Genomic DNA, 3,150 nt, shown 5'->3' on the forward strand with positions numbered 1-3,150 from the left:
TCACTAAACTCGAATCCGGGTGCGACAGCACAGCTGACCAATGCGTAGCCCAGCTTTGATGGGATCTCCGCAGCAAACCATAAGCCGGCAGGTACAACGAGGGACAGACTACCCGCTGATGCATCTGATAACTCCAGTACCTGGTGTTCCCCACTTGCTGTAATTACATGAATGTGCAGCGGAACACCTTTGTGAAAGTACCACATCTCGTCCGATTTAATCCGGTGGAAGCCCGAGTAGTCTGTATTTTCCAGAAGATAATAGATGGACGTGCAGGCATGCCTCGGGATATCACTTCCGGCACTTTGCACGCGATCGGCTGAGCGGAATACCTCTTTATAGTGGCCCCCTTCCGGGTGCGGCTGCAGGTTAAGTTGACTGATCCAATCGGTAGCGTTTTGCGAAGACATGGCTGTGGGTTTTGAATTCCGCGAATATAATAATTGCTTTCTCAACGCGCCATAAGATGCGCCTGGCCTCCCCTACCTCTTCCTTAGCTTTTCCTTACCTCCGCCTTACCTTTCCTTTACCTCGAAGGTAAGGGGAAAGTAGCGCAAAGGTAGGCCTAAAGCGGTGCAGATTGAACTGCTGACCAGTGCGGATTCTTCCGTGCTTCAACTAAGCCGGAGTTCAGCTTTGTATAAAACAAAAGCGTTCCACCTGAAGCAGGCGGAACGCTTTTCTAAACGGTATCTTTTACTGTGACTTATTCTCCTTTACCTGCTCCGAGCAATTCGGCAAGTGTAGTTTGCAAAGCCTCTTCCCTTAAGTTCCGGGCAATGATCTTCCCACTTGGATCAACCAGGAAGTTAAATGGAATTGCCTGGACGCCGTACATCTTAGAGGCTGCATTGTCGAAATAATTCAGGTCCGACACATGGCTCCAGGTCAAGCCATCATCTTTGATGGCTTGTACCCAGGCGTCTTTGCCTCCGGGCTTATCCAGTGACACACCAAGTACTGTAAAGTTTTTGTCTTTGTACAGGTTGTAGGCCTTAACGACATTTGGATTTTCCTGGCGGCATGGTCCGCACCACGATGCCCAGAAATCTACCAGCACATACTTGCCTTTGAAATCAGATAGCTTAACGGGCTTTCCTTCTGGATTGTTCTGTGTGAAGTCGCTGGCCATGGTGCCCACCTGTGACTTCTTTGCGCCGTCAATTGCCATTGCAATCCGCTGGCCAAGGCCGGTCGCTTTTAGCTCCGCAGAAAAGTTGTTGAAGAGTGGTTCTGCAGTCGCCGCATCAATATCATATCCCAGAATGGAACGGAAGGTGTTCAGTGCCACATATGAATTCGGGTTTTCACTGACGAACTTACGGCTCAGTGCCTCCATCTCCTGCTCTATGGCATTTGAGCGTTCGTATACCGTCTCCATGTATTCCCTGTTCTCGCGTTCCTCCGGCGTTTTTGCACGATATTCTTTGGTCAGCGCTTCCATCTTCGCCATGGCCGGCTGGACCAGCGCACGAAGTTTTTCATTGTCATCGTTTATGGAAGATCCTTTAATCACGGCCTTCTTCACTGAGTCGGGAGCAGTAAGGGTAATGGCCTTATTTTCAATGTAAAAAGCCAGGACATCTGGCGCCGACCGCTTTTCAGGATCGGCATCACCGGCATGAATGAAGCGGATATTGGCGGAAGTCGGCTCTTCTATTTTTCCTTTGAACTGAAAGACACCTTTTACAACATCTGAAGAGTCCACGAATTGTTCCGTGGCTGTACGGTAAGCGAGGTAGGCTTTAGCAGGTGCACTTGCAGTACCTACTTTGCCCTTTATGGTAAAACCGCCTTGCGCCATTGCTGCGAACGGCAAAAGCAATGCAGCGGATAAAATACGTTTTTTCATGAAAGGATTGAGTTAGGCTGGTATGAACAGCGATAAATGAGATAACGTTGGATTTCCGATAAAATTACAGGAGCTTCTGATAGGTGCGCCACCACAGGTCCGGCATCTCTCCATTGACGGCCATATTGTAATCCTCATAGCGGCAGGGTACCAGGTGATACCGTTCATTTTTGGAAATGCCTGTTGGATACGGTACCTGCATCCACCAGCGATCAGACTTTTTACTTTTCACAAACAGCATCTCTCCGTTACCATCGCTCAGGCTGGTGCGGTAGGTGATGTACTGTGATTTCGGATTTAGCGGAAAATCCTGTTTACGGTTGTAAAACCCATCTATGAAGTACCAGATGATCTGGGCAAGCAACATTGCCGTCTGGCTGTTGTTGTCGAAGGCCGGATTGAATTCGTAGAAGCCGATGGAGCTGAGCTTATCGTTCATCCCCGCATAGCGGGCGATCTGGCAAGCCTGCTCACCATAAAAACCATTCGGACCGGCATTGGCATTTGCAGGCGCGTCTGAGGAGCGGATCGCGGATATGTCAAAGCTGATCATATTGGAATTCCGGATGATGGGCTCGGAGAGTGTAATGTCCTGTGAGAATTCGCCGAGGCGGTGTGCATCAAAATAAAGCTTGCTCATTACATTCAGGCTTTCCTGATTCACAAAATAGGTTTGGTACCCCAGGTTGCTGAAGTTGAACAGATAGTTGGGCTGGTGTAAGAATATTTTGTTCAGATAGGTATCCGAGTGGGTCGCGAGGCCTTCTTCATCGTCTTCATCCAGGTCAAACTTGTTGTCGACCACCACCAGGTCTACTTTCTGTTCCAGGCTTTCGTACGCCATGTACTGTGCATAGGTGATGTCCTGTCCGCCGCCAATGATCACCGGCAGGATGTTCAGCTTCATCAACTCGGAAACGACCATCTTTACCGCCACATACGTATCTGAAATCGAAGATCCGGCTTTTATGTTTCCAAGATCGACGATCTTACTGTTGAAGGCACCCTCGTTCAGCAGGTAGAACTGCTCCCGGAAGTAGTCGGGCCCCAGTGCACAGCCATTGTTGTTGACGGCAGCACGGTCATCCTGAACACCGAAGATGGCAATATCAAAAATATTTTCTTCCAGCTCTGGAAAAGCATCGGTGTAAAAACGCGCTTTCAAGCCCAGCTGACTGGTTAAAAAGCCGTTTTCAGGAGTAAGTTTTTCCAGATTCAGAGGAGAAAAAAAGTCTGATAAATTCATATTTCTTGAAGTATGGCGTCAAATATCTATTTTTGAGATCATATATTAATGC

At 48.5% G+C, this 3,150-nt stretch carries 3 protein-coding genes; all 3 read right to left on the minus strand.

All coding sequences use genetic code 11. The features are described 5' to 3' along the window. On the minus strand, positions 1-410 hold a 410-nt coding region (locus ACKI5J_RS04775; protein ID WP_407427046.1), incomplete at its 3' end, for a cupin domain-containing protein. A gap of 296 nt (positions 411-706) precedes the next feature. After that, entirely contained in the window at positions 707-1,852 is a 1,146-nt protein-coding gene (locus tag ACKI5J_RS04780) for a redoxin domain-containing protein (RefSeq protein WP_407427048.1), read from the minus strand. A 64-nt stretch (positions 1,853-1,916) separates the two neighbouring features. Further along, positions 1,917-3,098: a formimidoylglutamase gene (locus ACKI5J_RS04785; protein ID WP_407427050.1), complete on the minus strand. Its 1,182-nt coding sequence runs from the start codon at positions 3,096-3,098 to the stop codon at positions 1,917-1,919. Between the last annotated feature and the right edge of the window lie 52 nt (positions 3,099-3,150).

It is taken from the genome of Arcticibacter sp. (assembly GCF_045629565.1).
Classification (GTDB): Bacteria; Bacteroidota; Bacteroidia; order Sphingobacteriales; family Sphingobacteriaceae; genus Arcticibacter.

Bases quoted from the DNA above. Each gene is read 5' to 3' on its own strand.
- ACKI5J_RS04785 (WP_407427050.1), bottom strand. From the start codon at position 3,098: ATGAATTTATCAGACTTTTTTTCTCCTCTGAATCTGGAAAAACTTACT.
- ACKI5J_RS04780 (WP_407427048.1), bottom strand. From the start codon at position 1,852: ATGAAAAAACGTATTTTATCCGCTGCATTGCTTTTGCCGTTCGCAGCA.